Source organism: Kitasatospora sp. NPDC048194, from assembly GCF_043202455.1.
GTDB lineage: Bacteria > Actinomycetota > Actinomycetes > Streptomycetales > Streptomycetaceae > Kitasatospora.
The window spans coordinates 327,761-346,617 of sequence record NZ_JBIDAK010000001.1 but is presented as its reverse complement, the minus strand read 5'-3'; the positions used below and the strand labels follow the sequence as shown (position 1 = coordinate 346,617).

Sequence of the window (18,857 nt, the reverse complement as noted above, 5' to 3'; positions counted from 1 at the left end):
GGCCGCCCGACGTCCGGGGACGTCGGGCGGTCTCCGCCGTCGGTCAGTGCAGCAGACCGCCCAGCGGCAGCGTCGCCGTGGCGCTGCCCGGGGCCGAGGCGCCGGCCGAGCCCGTGGTGCTCGGCGAGCCCGTGGTGCTCGGGGTGCCGGCGGTGGTCGGCGAGCCCGTGCCGCCGCTCGGGGTCTGGGTCGGGGTGCCGGTCGGGGTCTGAGTCGGCGCCGGCGTCCCGGTCGGGGTGCCGGTCGGGGTCCCGGTGGGCGTGCCGGTCGGGGTCTGGGTCGGGGTGCCCGGGTTGCTCGGAGTGGCGGTGCCGGGGTCGGTGGGCGTGCCGGAGCCCGAGGGCGTGCCGCCCGGCGTCGCCGGGGTGGTCGGCTGCTGGGCCGCCGGGCCGCCCGGGGTGGGCGCGGGCGTGACCTGGTTGGCCGGGCTGGGCGCGATCGGGGTGACGGAGTCCCAGCCCTTCGGCAGGTCCGGCACCTTCCAGGCGCCGCCGGCGTCGTCCGCCGCTCCGTCCGGGTCCGGCCGGACGGCCCCGAGGATCGGCATCGAGCCGATCGGCGAGACCTTGATGAACGCGCCCGGCCGCGGGGCCTGGACGATCAGTCCGCCGCCGAGGTACATCCCGACGTGCGAGGCGTCCTGGAAGTAGATCACCAGGTCACCGGGCCGCAGCTGGTTCAGCGGGACGTGCTGCAGTTGCGCCCACTGCTCCTGGCTGGTGCGCGGGATGGGCTTCCCGGCGTGCAGCCAGGCCTGCGAGGTGAGGCCCGAGCAGTCGTAGGAGTCCGGGCCGGTGCCGCCCCACAGGTACGGCTTCCCGAGCTGCGCCAGCGCGAAGGCGACCGCCGCGCGCCCGGCCAGCGAGGGGGTGCGCTCGCCCTTGCCGAGGGCGCCGGAGGCGAGGAAGGCGAGCTGGGCCTCGTCGGCCTTGGCCTTCTCGAGCTGCTCCAGCTCGGCACGCTGGGCGCCGGTCAGCGAGGAGACCAGCTGCTCGACCGAGGCGAGGTCGGCGGCGACCTTGGCCTTGGCGGCGTCCTGCTGGGCGACCAGCGCCCGGGAGGTGTTGAGCGCCTCCTCGGTCTGCTTCTTCAGCCCGTCCAGCGCGTCCCGGTCCGCCCGGAGCCGGTCCAGGAACTCGGACTGCGATCGGCTGGCGGTGGCGAGCAGCTCGGCGATGGTGACCGCTTCGTACGGGTCCTTGGAGAGCAGCAGTTCGGCGTAGGCGGAGGCGGAGCCGTTGCGGTACTGGGCGGCGGCGAGCTGGGAGGCGATGTCCGTTCCGGCGTCGACCTGCTTCTGCTGCCGGTCCAGTCTGCCCTGGAGGTCGGTGAGCGCGGCCTGCTGCTCGGCGACCTTGGCCACCGCGCCGTTGTACTGCTCGGTGGCGGCCTCGGCGCTCTGGTAGAGCCCGTGCAGCTGGTCGAGCAGCGGCCCGAGGGTGGCCTTGGCCTGGGCCAGTGGGTCCGCTCCGGGCGACACCGCGACGCCCGCTCCCGGATCGGGTGCGGCGTGGGCGGCCTGGGCGGCGGCGGGCAGCGCGAGCGCGGCGGTCGCGAGGACGGCTCCGCACCGCAGGGCCGCCCGCACCCAGGGGCGTACGCCCGTCGACTCCGTCCGCTCTGCAGCCCCGCCCATGGGTGGTCCTCCCCGACCTGTCCTGCCCTGTCGTCGACCCGTGCCGGATCCCGCCGATCCTCCCACGGGTGACCGCGCCGGAAACAGGGCGCACCCGGGCCAGGAGGTTAATTCTCGACCGGGATGTGAGACAGGTCTCAGCAAACGGGGGCGAAACGGGGTTTTCTTCGCGAATGCCCAGCTCAGACCGCCCCTTGCCACCCCCAGGAAAGTTTCCGGACACCCGGCGGCCACCATCGGAACCACGATTCCCGGCCCAGTTCACCTTCCGTTCACTCAGCCACCCTACGGTCACGGCGTCATCAACGTCCGTGCGACAACTACGACGATTGTTTGGGTATGGAACACATCTCGTTCCTGGTAGCCGTTGTGATCATCGCGGCGCTCGCCTTCGACTTCACCAACGGGTTCCACGACACCGCCAACGCGGCCGCCACCGCGATCGCGACCGGGGCCCTTCGTCCGAAGGTCGCGGTCACCATCGCGGCCCTGCTCAACTTCGCCGGTGCGTTCCTGTCCGTGAAGGTCGCCACCACCATCTCCGGCGGCATCGTCAACGAGAAGGCCGGCGTCCATCCCGAGATCATCTTCGCCGCCCTGGCCGGCGCGATCCTCTGGAACCTGCTGACCTGGCTGCGCGGCCTGCCGTCCAGCTCGTCGCACGCCCTGTACGGCGGCCTGATCGGCGCCACGATCGTCGGCGTCGGCATGAACGGCGTCAACTTCGACACCGTGATCACCAAGATCATCATCCCGGCGGTCGCCTCCCCCTTCGTCGCCGGCCTCGCCTCCTGGGGCGCCACCAAGCTGGCGTACGCGATCACCCGCAAGGGCGCCACCGGGACCATCGAGAAGGGCTTCAGGACCGGTCAGGTCTTCTCCTCCTCGCTGATCTCGCTCGCGCACGGCACCAACGACGCCCAGAAGACGATGGGCATCATCACCCTGACCCTGGTCTCCGTCGGCGCCCTGCCGCACGGCGCGCTGCCCCCCACCTGGGTGATCGTCTCGGCCGGCGCCGCGATCGCGCTCGGCACCTACATGGGCGGCTGGCGGATCATCCGCTCGATGGGCAAGGGCCTGGCGGACATCCGCCCGCCGCAGGGCTTCGCCTCCGAGTCGGCCGCCGCCACCGTCATCCTGACCTCCTCGCACATGGGCTTCGGCCTCTCCACCACCCAGGTCTGCTCCGGCGGCATCATGGGCGCGGGCCTCGGCGGCCCGAAGGGCGAGCTGCGCTGGAGCATGGTCCGCCGCATGGTCTACACCTGGGGCCTGACCCTGCCGGCCGCCGCACTGGTCTCCGGCAGCGCCGCCCTGCTGGCCCGCCAGGGCAGCTGGGGCGTGGCCCTGGTCGGCGCGGCGCTGGTGGCCGGTTCGGGCGCGATGTGGATGATCTCCCGCCGCCAGCCGGTCGGCGCGGACAACGTCAACGACGTCGCCGAGGTCACCCCCGTCGAGGTCGCCGCCCCGGCCGGCGCCGCCCCCACCCCCGCCTCGACCACGGTCGCGGCCTGAGCACCGCGGCTGAGGAGCACTCACCATGCACATCAAGTGGAACGCCCTGGCCCAGACCGCCGGCATCAGCTTCGGCGTCACCGTCGCCGTGGTCGCCGTCTTCGCCCTCGGCATGCTGGCGCTGTCCCGCCGTGAGGCCGCGCTGAGCGCCCGCGAGGGCGGGGCCGGCCGGGCCTCCGGCGGCGGGCCCGCCCTGCTGGCCGGCGCGTACGCCTGCTTCGCGCTCTGCGCCGCCGCCGTGGTCTACGGCCTGGTGCTGATCGCCGCGCCGTAGGTCGGCGACGCCGAACGGGCCGGGGAGTGGTCGCCACTCCCCGGCCCGTTCGCGCATCCCGTCCCGACGGCCGCCTCCGCCGACCGGGCGGCCCTCCCGGCGTCAGTCCTCCTGGGTGGTCGGTTCTCCTGGCCGGTCAGTTCTCCTGGGTCGTCTTCAGCGCGGTCTCCCGGATGAACAGCACGGTGACGAAGGACAGCGCCGCGAACGGGGCGGCCCACAGGAAGACGGTGCCGACGCCGTGGCCGAAGGCGTCCGTCACCAGCGGGACGATCGGGGCCGGCAGCTTGGCCAGGTCCGGGATGCCGCCGCCGGCCGCCGCGTGCCCGGCCGGGACGTGCGCCGCGGCCAGGTTCGCCGCCAGGTAGTCGCCGACCTTGGTGGTCATCAGCGCGCCGAGCGCGGAGACGCCCATCGCGCCGCCCATGGTGCGGAAGAAGGTGACGACCGAGCTGGCCGCGCCGAGCTCGTGCCGGGGCACCGTGTTCTGCACCGCGAGCACCAGGTTCTGGCTGGTCAGGCCGAGGCCGATGCCGGTGATCGCCATGTAGACGGAGAGCAGCACGTAGTCGGTGTCGGCCCGGGCGGTGCCGAGCAGTGCGAAGCCGATCGCGAGCAGCGCGGTGCCGGAGACCAGGTAGGCCTTCCACTTGCCGTACTTGGTGATCAGCCGGCCGGCCACCGCCGAGGACAGCGCCAGGCCGATGATCATCGGCAGGGTCATCAGCCCGGCCATGGTCGGGGACTTGGCCCGGGCCAACTGGAAGTACTGACTGAGGAAGGTGGTGGCGCCGTACATCCCGACGCCGACCAGCACGCTGGCGATCGCGGCCAGGGTGACGGTGCGGTACCGGAAGAGGCCCGGCGGGATGATCGGCTCGGCGGCGCGGCGCTCGACCGCGACCGCCAGGGCGCCCAGCAGCAGGCCGCCGCCGACCATGGCCGCGGTCTGCCAGGAGATCCAGGGGTAGTTCTTGCCGGCCAGCGTGATCCAGATCATCAGCAGGCTGACGGCGCCGGTGATGACCAGCGCGCCCACGTAGTCGATCTTCACCCGGCGCTTGACCACGGGCAGCTTGAGGGTGCGCTGCACCACCAGGATCGCGGCCAGCGCGAACGGGATGCCCACGTAGAAGCACCAGCGCCAGCCCAGCCAGGAGGTGTCCACGATGACGCCGCCGATCAGCGGGCCGCCGATGGTGGCGAGGGCGAAGACCGCGCCGAAGTAGCCGCTGTAGCGGCCGCGCTCGCGCGGCGGGACCATCGCGGCCAGGCAGATCTGGCCGAGCGCGACCACACCGCCGGCGCCGATGCCCTGGAGGGCGCGGCAGGCGATCAGCTCACCGGTGTTCTGCGAGAGGCCGGCCAGCGCCGAGGTGGCGATGTAGATCAGCAGGGCGATCTGCAGCAGCAGCTTCTTGCTGGCGAGGTCGGAGAGCTTGCCCCAGATCGGGGTGGAGGCGGTCAGGGTGAGCAGGGCGGCGGTGATCACCCAGGTGTAGGCGGACTGGCCGCCGTGCAGGTCGGTGAGGATGTGCGGCAGGGCGTTGGAGACGACGGTCGACGAGAGCACGGCCACGAACAGGCCGAGCAGCAGGCCGGACAGCGCCTCCATCACCTGCCGGTGGGTCATCGGTCGGTCGTCGACCCCGGTTCGTGCTGTCGATTCGACTGTCACGGTCATCTGGGTCCTTCGGCGGGAGGAGGGGGTACGCGGGCGGCACAAATTCGTTGCCTTAAGCAACCATAATCTCGATGGTTGACTAAGGCAACTTTCTTCAAGCCCCGGCAAAGCCCTCGGCTCCTGCGGCACGCCGTCCGGCGCGCCCTGCGACTCCTGGTGCACCGTGCGTGAGAGTTCGGTCACGCCGACGCGGCCCCGCCGGGCCGGCAGCCCCCTCGCCCTCCACCGCCACCAGGGCTTCTCCGCCGCCGCGGCGCCGGTACCGCCCGGTCGCGACCGGCCCCCGGCGGTGCGGAGGTTGAGGACAGCTCAACTACTTCATAGTATTAAGTATCCGATTTCGCCTGATACGCAAGGAGATGTGGATGACCGCCCCCGGGCAGGGTTTCGTCGCGGAACTGAAGGGCGCGGTCACACCGCGTGCAGCACTGCTGGTGATCGGCGTGCTGCTGCTGCAGCTCGGCTTCATCGCCTCGTACGTCGGAGCGCTGCACCACCCGACCCCCCACAAGCTGTCGATCGCGGTGGTCGCCCCGCCCCAGGTCACGCCGAAGCTGGTGCAGGCCCTCGAATCGGTACCGGACGAGGCCGCCAAGCCCGTCACCGCGCCGGACGCCGAGACGGCCACCCAGCAGATCAAGGACCAGAAGGTCTACGCCGCGCTGGTCGTGAACCCGAACGGCACCGAGGACACCCTGCTGGTCGGCAGCGCCCGCGGCACCTCCGCCGCCAAGGCCGCCGAGAGCATCACCACCGCGCTGGACAAGTCCCAGGGCCGGACGGTCAAGGTCGAGGACGTCGTGCCGCTGGCCAAGGGGGACACCAACGGGCTCACCGCCTTCTACCTGGTCATCGGCTGGTGCGTCGGCGGCTACCTGGTCGCCTCGATCCTCGGCATCAGCGCCGGCTCCAAGCCGGCCAACCTCCACCGCCTGCTGATCCGCCTCGGCGTGCTCGCGCTGTACTCGGTCGGCGCCGGCCTCGGCGGCACGCTCATCGCCGGGCCGATCCTGGACGCGCTGCCCGGTTCCGTCCTGGCCCTGACGGCCATCGGCGCCCTGGTGGTGTTCACGGTCGGCGCCTTCACCATGGCGCTGCAGTGCCTGTTCGGCATCATCGGCATCGGGCTCGCGGTCCTGGTCTTCGTGGTGCTGGGCAACCCGAGCGCCGGCGGCGTCTACCCGGCGCCGATGATGCCGCCGTTCTGGCGGGCGATCGGCTCGCTGATCCCGAACGGCGCCGGCACCAGCGCCACCAAGTCCATCGCCTACTTCGGCTCCACCAACCTCGGGATGCCGATCGCCGTCCTGGTGGTCTGGGCCCTGGTCGGCATCGGCGTCGCCTTCCTGGCCGTGCTGCGCGGCCCGCGCTCCGGCAGCCGCGAGGTCCTGGTGGAGACCACGGCGGCCTGAGCCTCCCGCTCCCGACCCGCGCCCCCGGCCCCGACGGCCGGGGGCGCGGTCGTGCGCGCGCGGGCGGGCTCGGCCCTCAGCCGCCCGTGAGCGGCGCCGGATCGGCGACGATGGCGGGCACCGCGCGGGCCGCCGCGCCTCGGACGTAGGCCGTGCCCGGACCGGGCGCCCCTTGGCCGAAGGAGAACGACGGCACCCGCACGGCGCGCGTGGCCGACGGTGGTCCTCCCTCAGCCGCCCGTGAGCGACGCCGGATCGGCGACGATGGCGCGCACCACGCCGACCGCCGCGCCGAGCAGCGGCCCGCGCCGGCCGAGCTTGGAGACGGTCAGCCGGTCCTCCGCCCACGGCCGCACCGTCACCCGGGCGGCCAGCTCGCGCCGCATCGCCGGCAGCAGCCAAGGGGCCAGCCGGGCGTAGCCGCCGCCGAGCACCACTTCGGCCGGATCCAGCAGGTTGACCCCGCCGGCGGCCGCGATGCCGAGCGCCGCGCCGGCCCCGGCCAGCGCGCTCAGCACCGGCTGGTCCCCGGCCGCGGCGCGTTCGGCCAGCAGCGTCACCCAGTCGCCCTGCGCACCGCCCAGCCCGGCCGCCCGCAGCACCGCCCCCTCGCCCGCGTACTGCTCCAGGCAGCCGCGCGCCCCGCAGGCGCAGCGCGGCCCGTCCGGCCGCACCGGGACGTGGCCGAACTCGCCCGCGTAGCCGCGGGCGCCGCGCAGCAGCCGGCCGCCGACCACGATCGCCGCACCGACCCCGGCCTCGGCGGAGACGTAGAGGAAGTCCTCCGGGCCGTGGTCGAGCCACCGCTGGGCCAGTCCGCCGAGATTGGCCTCGTTGTCCGCCTGGATCGGCAGCTCGGCCAGGCCTTCCCCGGCCGCGCGCAGCGCCGGGCGCAGCTCGGGGCCCAGCGGCACGTCCTGCCAGCCGAGGTTGGCGGCCCGCTGGAGCACCCCGCTGCCGCCGACCAGTCCCGGCACGGCCAGGGACAGCCCGGCCGGGCGCAGGCCCGACTCGGCGACGGCGGAACGCACCAGCCGGGCGAGGTCGGCCATCACGGCGGCGGGCGGGCGGGCCCGGTTGGCGACCTCCTGGCGCCGCCAGGAGCGGACCTCGCCGCGCAGGTCGACCACGCAGGCGCCCAGGTGCCGGACGCCGATCTCGGCGCCGAGGCCGCCCGGTCCGAGCGGGTTGAGGCCGAGCGCGGTGCCGGGGCGGCCGACCTTGCCGCTGGGCGCGGCGGGCCCCTCCTCGACGACCAGTCCGGCGGTGATCAGCTGCTCGGCGAGCGAGGAGACGGCCGCCCTGGTCAGCCCGGTCTCGGCGGCGACCTCGGCGCGCGAGCGCGGGCCGCGCGCGATGACGCCCAGCACCAGGGCCAGGTTCGCCCGGCGCATCCCCTGCTGGCTGGCCGGTCCGGTCCGCCCGGCGTCCGGCTCCCCGCGCATCGCGTTCATGCGCTCCACCTCGTGTCCTGGGGAACGTCCTGCGGGATCCCGGGTGCAGCGTAACCGGGCTCCGGCCCCGGGGGAGGGCCCGGTCGCGCCCGCTCGACGGAGCGGGTGAAGACCCAGCGGCGCATCGCCCAGAAGCGGAAGAGCATCGCGACGAACGTCCCGACGACCATGCCGCTGACGAAGTCGGCGATCTCCTGGGTGAGCGGGCCGACGTACGGCTCGCGCAGGTCCAGGGCGTACCGGGAGAACACCAGCGGCAGGTCGTTGACGCCGATCGCCACCGCGCTGACCAGGAAGAACAGCAGGGCCTCCCGCCCGCGCCCGGCGGCGCGGAAGGCCCAGCTGCGGTTGAGCAGGTAGGAGACGACGGTGGCGAGCACCGTCGCCACCGTCAGGGCGACCACCGGCTTGTGCTCCAGGACGGTGAACTTGAGCTCGAAGTCGACCACCACGGTGAGCACGAAGCAGGCCGCGCCGACCAGCAGGAACTTCACCAGCCGGCGGTGCCGCACCAGGGCCGGGCGCAGCCGGGCCGGCACCCGGGCCAGGACGCGCTGCGTGGGGGACGGCATCTCCGCAGTGTGGCACGGGGAGATGCCGTCGGCCCCACGAGCGCCGAACCGCCCGCGGCGGCGGTTACGCGGCCGCGACCAGCACCTCGGCCGGCTCCAGGGCCAGCTCGAGCACCTCCCGCACGTCCGACACCGGGTGGACGGTGAGCCGCTCCAGCACCTCGGCCGGCACGTCGTCCAGGTCGGCCTCGTTGCGCTTGGGGATGATCACCGTGGTGACCCCGGCCCGGTCGGCGGCGAGCAGCTTCTGCTTCACCCCGCCGATCGGCAGCACCCGCCCGGTCAGCGAGACCTCGCCCGTCATCGCCAGGTCGGTGCGCACCTTGCGGCCGGAGAGCAGCGAGGCCAGCGCCGTGGTCATGGTGATGCCGGCGCTCGGCCCGTCCTTGGGGATGGCCCCGGCCGGGATGTGCAGGTGCACGCCGCGGTCGCGCAGCGAGGTGACCGGCAGTTCCAGCTCGGCGCCGCGCGAGCGCAGGTAGGAGAGCGCGATGTGCGCGGACTCCTTCATCACGTCGCCCAGCTGCCCGGTGAGGGTCAGCCCGGTGCCGCCGGTCTCGGCGTCCGCGAGCGAGGCCTCGATGTAGAGGACGTCGCCGCCGGCGCCGGTGACCGCCAGGCCGGTGGCCACTCCGGGGACGGCGGTGCGCCGCTCGGCGGGCTCCTGGGCGGACTCCGGCACGTGGTGCGGCCGGCCGATCAGGGCGCGCAGGTCCTCCGCGCCGACCGCGGCGGGCAGTTCGCGCTCGCCCAGCTCGGCCTGTGCGGCGATCTTGCGCAGCACCCGGGCGATCGAGCGCTCCAGGTTCCGTACGCCCGCCTCCCGGGTGTACTCCCCGGCGAGCTTGCGCAGCGCCTGCTCCGCCACGGTGACCTGCTCGCTGTCGAGGCCGGCCCGCTCCAGCTGGCGCGGGAGCAGGTGGTCGCGGGCGATGACGACCTTCTCGTCCTCGGTGTAGCCGTCGAGCCGGACCAGCTCCATCCGGTCGAGCAGCGGCTCGGGGATGGCCTCCAGCACGTTGGCGGTGGCGAGGAAGACGACGTCGGAGAGGTCGAGCTCGACCTCCAGGTAGTGGTCCCGGAAGGTATGGTTCTGCGCCGGGTCCAGCACCTCCAGCAGGGCGGCGGCCGGGTCGCCCCGGTAGTCGGAGCCGACCTTGTCGATCTCGTCGAGCAGGACGACCGGGTTCATCGAGCCGGCCTCCTTGATCGCCCGCACCAGACGGCCGGGCAGCGCGCCGACGTAGGTGCGCCGGTGGCCGCGGATCTCGGCCTCGTCCCGGACGCCGCCGAGCGCGACCCGGACGAACCGGCGGCCCATGGCGCGGGCCACCGACTCGCCGAGCGAGGTCTTGCCGACGCCGGGCGGGCCGACCAGCGCCAGCACCGCGCCGCCCCGGCGGCCGCCGACCAGCCCGAGCCCCTGGTCCGCCCGGCGCTTGCGGACGGCCAGGTACTCGACGATCCGCTCCTTGACGTCCGCCAGACCGGCGTGGTCGGCGTCCAGCACGGCGCGGGCGGCGGCGATGTCGTACGCGTCCTCGGTGCGCTCGTTCCAGGGCAGCTCCAGGACGGTGTCCAGCCAGGTGCGGATCCACGAGCCCTCGGGCGACTGGTCGGACGCGCGCTCCAGCTTGTCGACCTCCTTGAGGGCGGCCTCGCGGACCTTCTCGGGCAGCTCCGCGGCCTCCACCCGGGCGCGGTAGTCGCCCTCCTCGTCGGCCGGGTCGCCGTTCAGCTCGGCCAGCTCCTTGCGGACGGCCTCCAGCTGCCGGCGGAGCAGGAACTCCTTCTGCTGCTTGGCCACGCCCTCCTCGACGTCCTTGCGGATGGTGTCGTTGACCTCCTCCTCGGCGAGGTGGTCGCGCAGCAGGGTCAGCGCGTACTCCAGCCGGGTGACCTGGTCGGCCTCCAGCAGCACCTTGAGCTTCTGCTCGGCGGTGACGAAGGGCGCGTAGCCGATGTTGTCGGCGAGCTCGCCGACGCCCTCGATCTGCGCCACCCGGTCGACAATCTGCCAGGCGCCGCGCCTGCGCAGCCACTGGGTGGACAGCGCCTTGTACTCCTTGACCAGCTCGGCGGCCCGCCCGGCCACCGGCATGCCCACCGAGGACTCCCGGAACGGCGTGGTCTCCACCCAGAGGGCGGCGCCCGGGCCGGTGGTGCCGGCCCCGATCCGGACCCGGCGCACGGCGCGCACCAGGGCGGCCGGGTCCCCGTCGGCGAGGCGGCCGACCTGCTCCACCGTGGCCAGCGTGCCGACCGCCGCGTAGGAGCCGTCCACCCGCGGCACCAGCAGGACCTGCGGCTTGCCGGAGCCGTCGGCCGCGGCGCGGGCGGCCTCGACGGCGGCGCGCACCTCCGTGTCCTTCAGGTCCAGCGGAACGACCATGCCCGGGAGCACGACCTCGTCGTCGAGCGGCAGCACGGGCAGGGTGAGCGGAGTGGACGTCGATGCCATGATCTCTCCCCAGTCAGTGAAGTTGAGTCGATGGGACTAAGCCTTCACGGGCGCCGGATGTTCCCGACACTTTGTTCGCCGTGAGCGAACGAGGAGGGCGCCGGACGGGCGACGGGATGCTCCGTCAAAAGTCCGTGCGATGGCCGGCCGGAAGCACCGCCGGGGACCGCAGGAGGAGCCGGCCGAGGGCGCCGTCAAGAACGGGCCCGAGGGGTTCCCCCGAAGGCGGGACCGCTCGCCCGGCGCGCGGTGGACGGGTCCGCGCCAGCGCGCGGAGGACGGCCCGCGGCAACGCACGGTGGACGGGCCGCGCCGGCGCACGGCCGACGGTCCGGGTCAGCGCGCGGCGGACGGCCTCGCCCCGCCGGGCGCGGCGGCGGGGACGGTGGGGACGGCGGGAGCGGGGACGGACGGGGCGGGCCCGGCCGCCGAAGCCGTCCGGGGGCGCGACCGGGGCGGGCGCCGCTCCGCCCCGCGCAGCCAGCGCCACAGCGCCACCCCGGCGAGCACCGCCGCCGGGTGCCCCACGGCGGTGACCACGTCCTTCTCGGCGGCGATCTGCTGGGCGATCATCAGACCCGCACCGCCCAGCGCCAGCACCCGGGCGGGCCGCGGGAGCAGCCCGGACACCGCGCCGAGGCAGGCGAGCACGCCGTAGCTGACCCCGATGTCCAGGTCGCGCATCGCCCCGGGCGCCATCCGCCCGGTCTCCACCGCGGCGATCACCACCCCCTGGGAGAGCAGCGTCGCGGTGACGTGCCCGATCGCGAACACCGCCGCCGCCCGGGCCGACCCCACCCTGCGCTCCAGCGGCGCCAGGGTGAGGGCGAAGCCCCACAGGTAGGGCATCCACACGTCCCCGGCGATCCAGAACCCGCTCAGCGCCAGGGCGCGCAGGGGATGCTGGAGCAGGTTGTGGCCGTCCGAACTGGACGCCTCCCGCAGCCGCTGGACGAGTTCCGGATCGGCCAGGCCCGCGAAGGTCGTGGTGGCGCCCACCACGGCGAGATATCCGAGCGTGAAGGGATTGCCCCGGGGCGTCGGGAGCCGTTCCACCAGCCACTCGAGGACGCCGGTGCGCAGGCCGTGGCGGAGCATTCCGTACGGCGCCCGCGCGAGCGCGTTACGGCCGGCTCCGTCTCGCAGTCCAGCCATGCCGCCTCCGCTCCACGCCCGCAGCCACCGGTCCTCGCCGCAGCCCAACGTACCGGCGCGCGGCTCGGTTTCCTCCGGGCGGGGCGTTGTCGTGCCCACGGTACGTCGAGGTTCTGAAAGGCACCTGGGAAAAGGCCGTGAAGACGGTTGCGGCCGCCACCGGTCCGATTACCGACTTTGGTCCAGACCTTCTGTCGATTAACGCGTCAGTAGGGCCGCTGACCGGCGACTTGGTGTCAACTCCACTGCATACGTACCGTTACGCAGAGAAAATTCGCCGGGTAAGGTATCGGCCCGTGCCCACTCGTGCAGTGGGTCCGAGGGCGACCCGGTGGTCGGCCCACGGGCCGGAAACGTCCGGTCCACCTGCCGGAAATCATCCGCTGTCCGTACGCTGCGAGGTGCGCGGGAGAAGCGGGCGGGGAACCACCCGTCCTCCACTCTCCCGGGCGCGCGACGGGACGGCGGACCCGGCACAGTCCACGACGGAACAAGACTACGAGCGGAGCCCCGCCATCCCCACAGGTGGCCGGCCCGCAGCCCTGGGGGCGGTGGCGTGACCGTGACAGAAATTCAGCAGGACAACCACAACACCGGCGGCGCGGTGAGCAGCCAGCGCAGAGTGCTGGTGGTGGAGGACGAGCCCACGATCGCGGAGTCGATCGCGGCCCGACTGGGCGCGGAGGGCTTCAAGGTCGCCGTGGCCCACGACGGCCCGGGCGCGGTCGACGGATTCCACACCTGGCAGCCGGACCTGGTGGTCCTGGACATCATGCTGCCCGGCTTCGACGGCCTGGAGGTGTGCCGCCGGATCCAGGCGCAGCGCCCGGTGCCGGTGCTGATGCTGACCGCGCGCGACGACGAGACGGACCTGCTGGTCGGCCTCGGCGTGGGCGCCGACGACTACATGACCAAACCGTTCTCCATGCGCGAGCTGGCCGCCCGGGTCAACGTGCTGCTGCGCCGCGTCGAGCGCGCCCAGCAGGCCGCCCGCACGCCCGCGCTCGGCAGCCTGCGCTTCGGCGAGCTGGAGATCGACCACGTGCAGCGCCGGGTCCGGCTGGCCTCGGGCGACGTCCACCTGACGCCGACCGAGTTCGACCTGCTCGCCTGCCTGGCCGCCCAGCCGCGCGCGGTGCTCACCCGCGAACAGCTGCTGGCCGAGGTGTGGGACTGGACCGACGCGTCCGGCACCCGCACCGTCGACAGCCACGTCAAGGCGCTGCGGCGCAAGATCGGCGCCAGCTGGATCCGCACCGTCCACGGTGTCGGGTACGCACTGGAGGCCCCGCTCTCGTAACGGCGGGAGCTTCGGGCGACGGGCCACCGGGGGGCCCGTGTCCCGGGACCGCCCTGCCACCACGCGGGGATCACAAGGGACCAATGACCTTTCCACAGCAACGCAACGGGGACGCCGACGCCGCGCGCCCGCAGACGCTGGCCGTCCGCGCCGCCCGCCGGGTCTGGGCCGACATCCGCCCGCTCGACCCGGTCCGCTCGATCAAGGGCAAGCTCGCCCTGCTGGTGATCGTCTCCGTGTTCCTGGCCACCGGGATGGTGGTCGTGGCGATCCGGTCCGAGACCCAGATCCGGATCATCATGGTCTTCTCCATGATCGCCTCGCTGCTGTTCATGCAGTTCCTCGCGCACGGGCTCACCGCCCCCCTGCGCGAGATGACGGACGCCGCCCGCGCGATGGCCTCCGGCGACTACAGCCGCCGGGTCGAGGTGAACTCGCGCGACGAGATCGGCGAACTGGCGGCCGCCTTCAACGGCATGGCCGCCGACCTGCAGGCCGCCGACCGGCACCGCCGCGAGCTGGTCGCCAACGTCTCGCACGAGCTGCGCACGCCGATCGCCGCGCTGCGCGCCGTGCTGGAGAACGTGGTGGACGGCGTCGTGCAGCCCAACCCCGCGACCCTGGGGGCCGCACTGGAGCAGACCGAGCGGCTCGGCCGCCTGGTCACCCACCTGCTCGACCTCTCCAAGATCGACGACGGCGTGGTCGACCTGGACGCCCGCCCCTTCGAGGTGCGCGAGTTCCTCGACGGCGTGCTGCGCGGCGTCACCGTGGACGGCGCGACGGCCGGCGGGGCCTTCTCCCGGCGCGGCGACGTCCGACTGGCCCTGGAGGTCAGCCCGGCCGGCCTCACCGCGGTGGCGGACCCGGAGCGGCTCCACCAGGTGGTCGCCAACCTGGTCGACAACGCCTGCAAGCACTCCCCGCCCGGGGGCACGGTGACCGTGCGCGCCCGGCCGGAGGGCGAGGAGGGCGGCCTGCTGCTGGAGGTCCAGGACGAGGGCCCCGGCATCCCGCCGGCCGACCGCACCCGGGTGTTCGAGCGGTTCAGCCGCAGCGGCACCGCCACCGCCTCCGGACCGGGCTCCGACGGGGGCACCGGGCTGGGCCTGGCCATCGCCCGCTGGGCGGTGGACCTGCACGGCGGGCGGATCGCCGTGGCCGAGTCCCCGAGCGGCTGCCGGATCGAGGTCCGGCTGCCCGGCCAGCGCTGAGCGGCCGAGGACATTTGTCACAGATCCGACACAGACGCATACGAAGGTCGTCGGATGGTCCAACCGGCCCAATGTCCGGGTTTGTCCCGGTTTGGGGGGCGATCGAGCGCGATCAGTTCCCCTCAGATACGGCTTTCTAACGTACTTTTTCAGCCAATCCGCAGGTCAGGACTGTGATCTGGGCGACGCCTGGGGCCCGGGGACTGCGCGATCACTGGTCAGGGGCGTAGCCTTAATCCCCGCTGTCCAAACATCCCAAAAGGAAGCGGAAGAGGGCGGTTGCCGCCGTGTCGCCACAGTCCCCTGAAACCCCCAACAGCTCGGCAAGCTCCACTGGCTTCGGTCCCAATGAGTGGCTCGTCGATGAGATCTACCAGCAGTACCTCCAGGACCCGAACTCGGTAGACCGAGCCTGGTGGGACTTTTTCGCCGACTACAAGCCCGGTACCGAGGTGACCCCAGTGACCCAGGCCGCGACCCAGGCCGGCCCCACGCCGACCCCTGCCGCTGCCCCCGCGCCCGCCGCTGCTGCTGCTCCGGCCGCACCGGCCCCGGCCGCGCCCGCCGCTCCGGCCCCGGCCGCCGCTCCGCTCGCCGCCGCGCCCGCCGCGCCCCCGGCCCCGAAGGCCGCCGCCGCCCCGGCTCCCGCCGCCGCCCCGGCCGGCCCCGAGCTGGTCCAGCTGCGCGGCCCGGCGAAGGCCGTCGCCACCAACATGGACGCCTCCCTGGAGGTGCCGACCGCGACCTCGGTCCGCGCCGTCCCGGCGAAGCTGTTGATCGACAACCGCATCGTCATCAACAACCACCTGCAGCGCGCCCGCGGCGGCAAGGTCTCCTTCACCCACCTGATCGGCTACGCCCTGGTCCAGGCCATCAAGGCCCACCCGGGGATGAACCACAGCTACAAGGTGGAGGACGGCAAGGCCTTCCTGGTCAAGCCGGAGCACGTCAACCTCGGCCTGGCCATCGACCTGGTCAAGCCCAACGGCGACCGCCAGCTCGTCGTCGCGGCCATCAAGAAGGCCGAGACCCTCGACTTCTTCGGCTTCTGGCAGGCCTACGAGGACATCGTCCGCCGGGCCCGCGCCAACAAGCTGACCATGGACGACTTCACCGGCGTCACGGTCTCGCTGACCAACCCCGGCGGCATCGGCACCGTGCACTCCGTGCCGCGCCTGATGCAGAACCAGGGCACCATCGTCGGCGTCGGCGCCATGGAGTACCCGGCCGAGTTCCAGGGCTCCGCCCCGGAGACGCTCGCCCGCCTCGGCGTCTCCAAGATCATGACGCTGACCTCGACCTACGACCACCGCGTCATCCAGGGCGCGGCGTCCGGCGAGTTCCTGCGCGAGATCCACCGCCTGCTGCTCGGCGAGAACGGCTTCTACGACGAGATCTTCGAGTCGCTGCGGATCCCGTACGAGCCGGTCCGCTGGGCCACCGACGTCGCCACCACCCACGACGACGAGGTCAACAAGACCGCCCGCGTCATGGAGCTGATCCACGCGTACCGCGTGCGCGGCCACCTGATGGCCGACACCGACCCGCTGGAGTACAAGCAGCGCAAGCACCCCGACCTCGACGTCGTCCAGCACGGCCTCACCCTGTGGGACCTGGAGCGCGAGTTCGCGGTCGGCGGCTTCGGCGGCCAGAAGATGATGAAGCTCCGCGACATCCTCGGCCTGCTGCGCAACACCTACTGCCGCACCGTCGGCATCGAGTACATGCACATCCAGGACCCGAAGCAGCGCAAGTGGCTGCAGGACCGTCTGGAGAAGCCGTACACCAAGCCGGAGCGCGAGGAGCAGCTGCGGATCCTCCGCCGCCTCAACTCCGCCGAGGCCTTCGAGACCTTCCTGCAGACCAAGTACGTCGGGCAGAAGCGCTTCTCGCTGGAGGGCGGCGAGTCGCTCATCCCGCTGCTGGACGCCACCATCGACGCCGCCGCCGAGCACCGCCTCGACGAGGCCGTCATCGGCATGGCCCACCGCGGCCGCCTGAACGTGCTGGCCAACATCGTCGGCAAGCCGTACGGCAAGATCTTCGGCGAGTTCGAGGGCAACCTCGACCCGAAGTCGATGCACGGCTCCGGCGACGTCAAGTACCACCTGGGCGCCGAGGGCACCTTCACCGGCCTGGACGGCGAGACCATCAAGGTCTCGCTCGCCGCGAACCCCTCCCACCTGGAGGCCGTGGACCCGGTCGTCGAGGGCATCGCCCGCGCCAAGCAGGACATCCTGGACCAGGGCGGCACCACCTTCCCGGTGCTGCCGATCCAGATCCACGGTGACGCGGCCTTCGCCGGCCAGGGCGTCGTCGCGGAGACCCTGAACATGTCGCAGCTGCGCGGCTACCGCACCGGCGGCACCGTGCACATCGTGGTGAACAACCAGGTCGGCTTCACCGCCGCCCCGGCGTCCTCGCGCTCCTCGATGTACTGCACCGACGTGGCCCGCATGATCGAGGCCCCGATCTTCCACGTGAACGGCGACGACCCGGAGGCCGTGGTCCGCGTCGCGCGGCTCGCCTTCGAGTTCCGCCAGGAGTTCCACAAGGACGTGGTGATCGACCTCATCTGCTACCGCCGCCGCGGTCACAACGAGGCCGACAACCCGTCGTTCACCCAGCCGCTGATGTACGACCTGATCGACAAGAAGCGCTCGGTGCGCAAGCTGTACACCGAGGGCCTGATCGGTCGCGGCGACATCACCATGGAAGAGGCGGAGCAGGCGCTCCAGGACTTCCAGGGCCAGCTGGAGAAGGTCTTCGCCGAGGTCCGCGACGCGGCCCAGGCGCCGGCCGACGCCACCACCGGCAAGCCGGTCGCCGACTTCCCGGTCTCCATCCAGACCGGCATCTCCCAGGAGATGGTCAAGCGGATCGCCGCCTCGCAGGTCAACCTGCCGGACTGGCTGACCGTCCACCCGCGCCTGCTGCCCCAGCTGCAGCGCCGCGCCGCCTCGGTCGAGGACAACACCATCGACTGGGCGATGGGCGAGACCCTCGCCATCGGCTCGCTGCTCATGGAGGGCCACCCGGTCCGCCTGGCCGGCCAGGACAGCCGCCGCGGCACCTTCGGCCAGCGGCACGCCGTCCTGATCGACCGCAAGACCGGCGAGGACTACACCCCGCTGCAGTACCTCACCGAGGACCAGGCCCGCTACACCGTCTACGACAGCCTGCTGTCGGAGTACGCGGCCATGGGCTTCGAGTACGGCTACTCGCTGACCCGCCCGAACGCGCTGGTCATGTGGGAGGCGCAGTTCGGCGACTTCGTCAACGGCGCGCAGACCATGGTCGACGAGTACATCGCCTCCGCCGAGCAGAAGTGGGGCCAGCACTCCGGCGTCACCCTGCTGCTGCCGCACGGCTACGAGGGCCAGGGCCCGGACCACTCGTCCGCCCGCCCGGAGCGCTTCCTCCAGCTGTGCGCCCAGAACAACATGACGGTCGCGATGCCGACCCTGCCGTCGAACTACTTCCACCTGCTGCGCTGGCAGGCGCACAACCCGCACCACAAGCCGCTGGTCGTCTTCACCCCGAAGTCGATGCTGCGTCTGAAGGCCGCGGCGAGTGCGACCGAGGAGTTCCTGTCCGGCTCGTTCCGCCCGGTCATCGGCGACTCCACCGTCGACCCGGCGCAGGTCCGCAAGGTGGTCATCACCGCCGGCAAGTTCTACTACGACCTGGAGGCCGCCCGCGCCGAGCGCGGCGTCACCGACACCGCGATCGTCCGGGTCGAGCGGCTCTACCCGCTGCCGGTGGCCGAGCTCCAGGAGGAGCTGGGCCGCTACGGCGACGACGTCCAGTTCGTCTGGGCGCAGGAGGAGCCGGCCAACCAGGGCGCCTGGCCGTTCATCGCGATGAACCTGGTCGACCACCTGCAGGTCGCCATCGGCCGCAGCGCCGGCGGCTCCCGCCTGCGCCGCGTCGCCCGCACCGCGGCCTCGTCCCCGGCGGTCGGCTCGGCCAAGCGGCACGCCGCCGAGCAGCAGGCGCTGATCGAGGAGGTCTTCGCGCTCTGACGCGCTGAGGCCCGGCACCGCCGACACGCCCGCGGCCCCCTCTCCCGAACCAGGGAGCGGGGGCCGCGGGCGTTCCGCCGTAGGGCCCGGCTCCGTGTCGTGCCCCGGCAAAGGTCGCAGCTCTGCAACCAAACGCCGACCGGCCTGCACGG

At 73.0% G+C, this 18,857-nt stretch carries 12 protein-coding genes; 6 read left to right on the top strand and 6 right to left on the bottom strand.

Annotated elements, in window-relative coordinates; all coding sequences use genetic code 11:
• Window positions 1-43: 43 nt before the first annotated feature.
• Complete coding sequence (locus tag ACGF07_RS01705) at window positions 44-1,636, bottom strand: NlpC/P60 family protein (RefSeq protein WP_392894497.1); 1,593 nt, start codon at window positions 1,634-1,636, stop codon at window positions 44-46.
• A gap of 339 nt (window positions 1,637-1,975) precedes the next feature.
• On the opposite strand from ACGF07_RS01705, the gene ACGF07_RS01700 reads away from it, so the two are divergent.
• On the top strand, window positions 1,976-3,154 hold the full coding sequence (locus tag ACGF07_RS01700) for an anion permease (protein WP_392894495.1): 1,179 nt from the start codon (window positions 1,976-1,978) through the stop codon (window positions 3,152-3,154).
• A gap of 25 nt (window positions 3,155-3,179) precedes the next feature.
• Window positions 3,180-3,428 carry a hypothetical protein gene (locus ACGF07_RS01695; protein WP_392894493.1) on the top strand — a complete coding sequence of 83 codons (249 nt, stop codon included), beginning with the start codon at window positions 3,180-3,182 and terminating at the stop codon, window positions 3,426-3,428.
• Window positions 3,429-3,564: 136 nt separating this feature from the next.
• Here ACGF07_RS01695 and ACGF07_RS01690 read toward each other — a convergent pair whose 3' ends face one another.
• Complete coding sequence (locus ACGF07_RS01690) at window positions 3,565-5,061, bottom strand: MDR family MFS transporter (RefSeq protein WP_392894492.1); 1,497 nt, start codon at window positions 5,059-5,061, stop codon at window positions 3,565-3,567.
• Between the two features lie 416 nt (window positions 5,062-5,477).
• On the opposite strand from ACGF07_RS01690, the gene ACGF07_RS01685 reads away from it, so the two are divergent.
• Window positions 5,478-6,524, top strand: coding sequence for an ABC transporter permease (locus ACGF07_RS01685; protein WP_350748982.1), 1,047 nt, complete (start codon window positions 5,478-5,480; stop codon window positions 6,522-6,524).
• 230 nt (window positions 6,525-6,754) lie between these two features.
• Here the strand turns inward: ACGF07_RS01685 and ACGF07_RS01680 are convergent, their stop codons facing one another.
• The 4 genes from ACGF07_RS01680 to ACGF07_RS01665 form a co-directional block, all read right to left on the bottom strand.
• The gene (locus ACGF07_RS01680) at window positions 6,755-7,978 is read right to left on the bottom strand and encodes an ROK family protein (protein WP_392894490.1); all 1,224 of its coding nucleotides are present in this window, start codon (window positions 7,976-7,978) and stop codon (window positions 6,755-6,757) included.
• Complete coding sequence (locus ACGF07_RS01675; RefSeq protein WP_392894489.1) at window positions 7,975-8,550, bottom strand: GtrA family protein; 576 nt, start codon at window positions 8,548-8,550, stop codon at window positions 7,975-7,977. The genes ACGF07_RS01680 and ACGF07_RS01675 overlap by 4 nt, the downstream gene beginning before the upstream one ends.
• A 64-nt stretch (window positions 8,551-8,614) precedes the next feature.
• A complete protein-coding gene (gene lon, locus ACGF07_RS01670) occupies window positions 8,615-11,011 on the bottom strand; it encodes an endopeptidase La (RefSeq protein WP_392894488.1) in 2,397 nt (798 codons plus the stop codon).
• Window positions 11,012-11,347: 336 nt separating this feature from the next.
• Window positions 11,348-12,166, bottom strand: coding sequence for a rhomboid-like protein (locus ACGF07_RS01665; RefSeq protein WP_392894486.1), 819 nt, complete (start codon window positions 12,164-12,166; stop codon window positions 11,348-11,350).
• A gap of 562 nt (window positions 12,167-12,728) precedes the next feature.
• On the opposite strand from ACGF07_RS01665, the gene ACGF07_RS01660 reads away from it, so the two are divergent.
• From ACGF07_RS01660 to ACGF07_RS01650, 3 genes are all read left to right on the top strand, one after another.
• Window positions 12,729-13,466: a response regulator transcription factor gene (locus tag ACGF07_RS01660; protein WP_196949490.1), complete on the top strand. Its 738-nt coding sequence runs from the start codon at window positions 12,729-12,731 to the stop codon at window positions 13,464-13,466.
• Window positions 13,467-13,549: 83 nt separating this feature from the next.
• Window positions 13,550-14,680, top strand: a complete 1,131-nt coding sequence (locus ACGF07_RS01655; RefSeq protein ID WP_350744795.1) for an ATP-binding protein — start codon at window positions 13,550-13,552, stop codon at window positions 14,678-14,680.
• Between the two features lie 287 nt (window positions 14,681-14,967).
• Window positions 14,968-18,705: a multifunctional oxoglutarate decarboxylase/oxoglutarate dehydrogenase thiamine pyrophosphate-binding subunit/dihydrolipoyllysine-residue succinyltransferase subunit gene (locus ACGF07_RS01650; RefSeq protein ID WP_350744797.1), complete on the top strand. Its 3,738-nt coding sequence runs from the start codon at window positions 14,968-14,970 to the stop codon at window positions 18,703-18,705.
• The last annotated feature ends 152 nt before the right edge of the window (window positions 18,706-18,857 follow it).

Excerpts from the sequence above, each read along its gene's own strand:
- ACGF07_RS01705 (WP_392894497.1), bottom strand. The coding sequence starts at position 1,636 with ATGGGCGGGGCTGCAGAGCGGACGGAGTCGACGGGCGTACGCCCCTGG.
- lon (WP_392894488.1), bottom strand. The coding sequence starts at position 11,011 with ATGGCATCGACGTCCACTCCGCTCACCCTGCCCGTGCTGCCGCTCGAC.
- ACGF07_RS01700 (WP_392894495.1), top strand. The coding sequence starts at position 1,976 with ATGGAACACATCTCGTTCCTGGTAGCCGTTGTGATCATCGCGGCGCTC.
- ACGF07_RS01685 (WP_350748982.1), top strand. The coding sequence starts at position 5,478 with ATGACCGCCCCCGGGCAGGGTTTCGTCGCGGAACTGAAGGGCGCGGTC.
- ACGF07_RS01680 (WP_392894490.1), bottom strand. The coding sequence starts at position 7,978 with ATGAACGCGATGCGCGGGGAGCCGGACGCCGGGCGGACCGGACCGGCC.
- ACGF07_RS01695 (WP_392894493.1), top strand. The coding sequence starts at position 3,180 with ATGCACATCAAGTGGAACGCCCTGGCCCAGACCGCCGGCATCAGCTTC.
- ACGF07_RS01655 (WP_350744795.1), top strand. The coding sequence starts at position 13,550 with ATGACCTTTCCACAGCAACGCAACGGGGACGCCGACGCCGCGCGCCCG.
- ACGF07_RS01675 (WP_392894489.1), bottom strand. The coding sequence starts at position 8,550 with ATGCCGTCCCCCACGCAGCGCGTCCTGGCCCGGGTGCCGGCCCGGCTG.
- ACGF07_RS01665 (WP_392894486.1), bottom strand. The coding sequence starts at position 12,166 with ATGGCTGGACTGCGAGACGGAGCCGGCCGTAACGCGCTCGCGCGGGCG.
- ACGF07_RS01690 (WP_392894492.1), bottom strand. The coding sequence starts at position 5,061 with ATGACCCACCGGCAGGTGATGGAGGCGCTGTCCGGCCTGCTGCTCGGC.